Origin of the sequence: Mesorhizobium sp. M5C.F.Ca.IN.020.32.2.1 (assembly GCF_004023105.1) — a bacterium.
GTDB lineage: Bacteria > Pseudomonadota > Alphaproteobacteria > Rhizobiales > Rhizobiaceae > Mesorhizobium > Mesorhizobium wenxiniae.
This window is the reverse complement of sequence record NZ_RZSX01000991.1, coordinates 1-2,145: the sequence shown is the minus strand read 5'-3', so window position 1 is coordinate 2,145 and position 2,145 is coordinate 1. Positions and strand designations below refer to the sequence as shown.

Sequence of the window (2,145 nt, the reverse complement as noted above, 5' to 3'; positions counted from 1 at the left end):
CCGTCTCAGGGTCAGGTTGATCCGCCCGCCGTTCTTCAGCAATGCCGAGGTCGATGGATAGATGCGATCGACGCCGTGAAAACAGAGGCGGCCTTCGCCGCCAAGCACGACGACATCGCCGCTTTTCAGCTTGAACGATTTGGTGCCGCCTTCGCGCGTGGTCTGGCCGACCCTGAACAGGCAATCGTCGCCCAGTGAAACGGAGACGACCGGCGCGGAGAAATCGATCTCGTCGCGGTCTTGATGGAGGCCCATCTTCGCGTCCGGCGAATAGAAATTGACCAGGCATGCCTCCGGCGGATGGGAATAGGCAGACACGTCCCGCCACAGCTCCAGCAGCACGTCCGGGATCGGCGGCCAGGGCATTCCGGTCACCGGGTGCGTCGGTTGGTAGCGATAGCCCTCCTTATCGGTGACCCAGCCGAGCGAACCGCAATTGGTCATGCGCACGCTCATCTCCTTGCCGGTGCGCGGCATGGCCGGCACAAACAAGGGGGCCTCCTGCACGACCCCTCTCACATCCTCGACCAGCGCTTCCTGCACCGCGCGGGACAGATAGCCGGGCATATGGCGGACGCCTTTGGGCAGAACGAGCATGGTCGCTTGATCCGTTGGTCTGCAAAGAATCAGAATGCCACCATCAAATGAAAACGGCGACCCGAAAGCCGCCGTTGTCGATTGGCCGTCGCCGATCTGGTCAGGCCCGATCTGGTCAGGCCCGATCTGGTCAGGCCTGGTCGAGATCCGGTATGCGCCGGACCTGCCCGGATAAATCTTGTCCGGATGGATCAGCATCGGCTTGTTGGCATCGAAAATGATCGTGTTCTTCGCACACTTGCCCTTGCCGTAGCTCTTTCGGCGATCTTCCAGAGGTTGTCGCCTTTCTTGACCGTGTAGGAGGTCGGTTCCTTGGCCGGGGCAGCGGGTGTGCCGGATTCGGGTGCGGCGACTTGCAATTCATCCGCCTGCACCTTGGACACGCCAGCGTATTGCCAACGGCGATGACGGCTTTCGAAGATCGATTGATCCTTGACCCACGCCTTTCAGGACAGCCGTATCGCCTTTGACGACGACTTCGACATTGTCTGTGCCGAGCGCGTGCGAATCGAGTTCCTTCTTGAGCGTATCGGCGGTCGGCTCCGGCTCATCGTCGCCGAAGCCGAGCTTCTTGCCGACGCCCTTGACGAAATCAAACATGCCCATCTGTGGTCTCCCTTGCTGTGGCGAATACCAAACTTGCCACCTGCAACCTTGAATTGGAAGCCGTCGACCGCGCGATCGATGTCGCGCCTGCCGCATCGATTTTCGAAAAGCACGATGTGGATACAAAATGTCAGGCGTATTTTGTGCGTCCAAGTGGACGTACGTCGCTCTAATCGTCGTCCACCCGGCCACGCAGTTTCTTGATTGTTCCGCGTCCAGCCTTGGTCTTCAGCCGCCTTTCGACCGCGCCTTTCGACGGCCTCGTCTTCTTGCGCGGCGGCGGCGGCGGTTCGGCGGCCTTGGCGACCAGTTCCGCAAGCCGCGCCCGGGCGTCCGCCCGGTTCTGCTCTTGCGTGCGGAAGCGTCCGGCCTCGATGACGATGACGCCGTCCTTGGTGGCGCGTTGGCCGGCCAGCTTTATGGTTCGCTCGCGGACGCGCTCCGACAGGCCCGGTGCATTCGCCGCATCGAAGCGCAATTGCACCGCCGTCGCCACCTTGTTGACGTTCTGACCGCCAGGGCCGGACGAACGGATGAAGTCCTCGTGCAGGTCATCCGGATGGATCACCGCATCGTCGGCAATGATGATCTTGTCGTCGGCGTTCATGCCGCAGTCATGGCGCGGCAAACGAAAAAAGAAAAGGCCCGATCCCCGGGTCGGGCCTTCCCGATCCCGGTCCGGGCCTTGAGGTGCAGATATCCAGCCGGCGATTATTCCGCGGCTTCGCGCATGCGCGGCGCGGCGCCGAGCACAATGGCGTCGACATGAGGTTCGAATTTTTCGAAATTGATCGCGAACATCCCGACCAGCCTCGCCGCCTGCAGGTCGTAGGCTGATGTATCGGCCCAGGTCGATCTCGGATCGAGAATGGCGCGGTCGACGCCGGCAACCGCCACCGGCACATCGAAACCAAAATTGGCGTCGGTCCGGAAACCGGCCCC

At 61.8% G+C, this 2,145-nt stretch carries 4 protein-coding genes and 1 pseudogene; all 5 read right to left on the bottom strand.

The features are described from left to right. A partial coding sequence (locus EOA86_RS31910) for an alpha-ketoglutarate-dependent dioxygenase AlkB (protein ID WP_164892196.1) occupies window positions 1-597 on the bottom strand: 597 nt, incomplete at its 3' end. Window positions 598-788: 191 nt separating this feature from the next. Then, window positions 789-971, bottom strand: a complete 183-nt coding sequence (locus EOA86_RS41605) for a LysM peptidoglycan-binding domain-containing protein (RefSeq protein WP_348633377.1) — start codon at window positions 969-971, stop codon at window positions 789-791. Beyond that, window positions 958-1,203 (bottom strand): hypothetical protein, encoded by a 246-nt coding sequence (locus EOA86_RS41600; RefSeq protein WP_348633376.1) that lies wholly within the window; start codon window positions 1,201-1,203, stop codon window positions 958-960. Before EOA86_RS41600 ends, EOA86_RS41605 begins: the two co-directional genes overlap by 14 nt. A gap of 169 nt (window positions 1,204-1,372) precedes the next feature. Further along, window positions 1,373-1,810 carry an alternative ribosome rescue aminoacyl-tRNA hydrolase ArfB gene (gene arfB / locus EOA86_RS31900; protein WP_077374749.1) on the bottom strand — a complete coding sequence of 146 codons (438 nt, stop codon included), beginning with the start codon at window positions 1,808-1,810 and terminating at the stop codon, window positions 1,373-1,375. 104 nt (window positions 1,811-1,914) lie between these two features. After that, a pseudogene (locus tag EOA86_RS31895) lies at window positions 1,915-2,145 on the bottom strand (phosphoenolpyruvate carboxykinase (ATP)); the annotation flags it as partial.

Coding starts and splice junctions, on each gene's coding strand:
- EOA86_RS41600 (WP_348633376.1), bottom strand. CDS start 1,203: ATGGGCATGTTTGATTTCGTCAAGGGCGTCGGCAAGAAGCTCGGCTTC.
- arfB (WP_077374749.1), bottom strand. CDS start 1,810: ATGAACGCCGACGACAAGATCATCATTGCCGACGATGCGGTGATCCAT.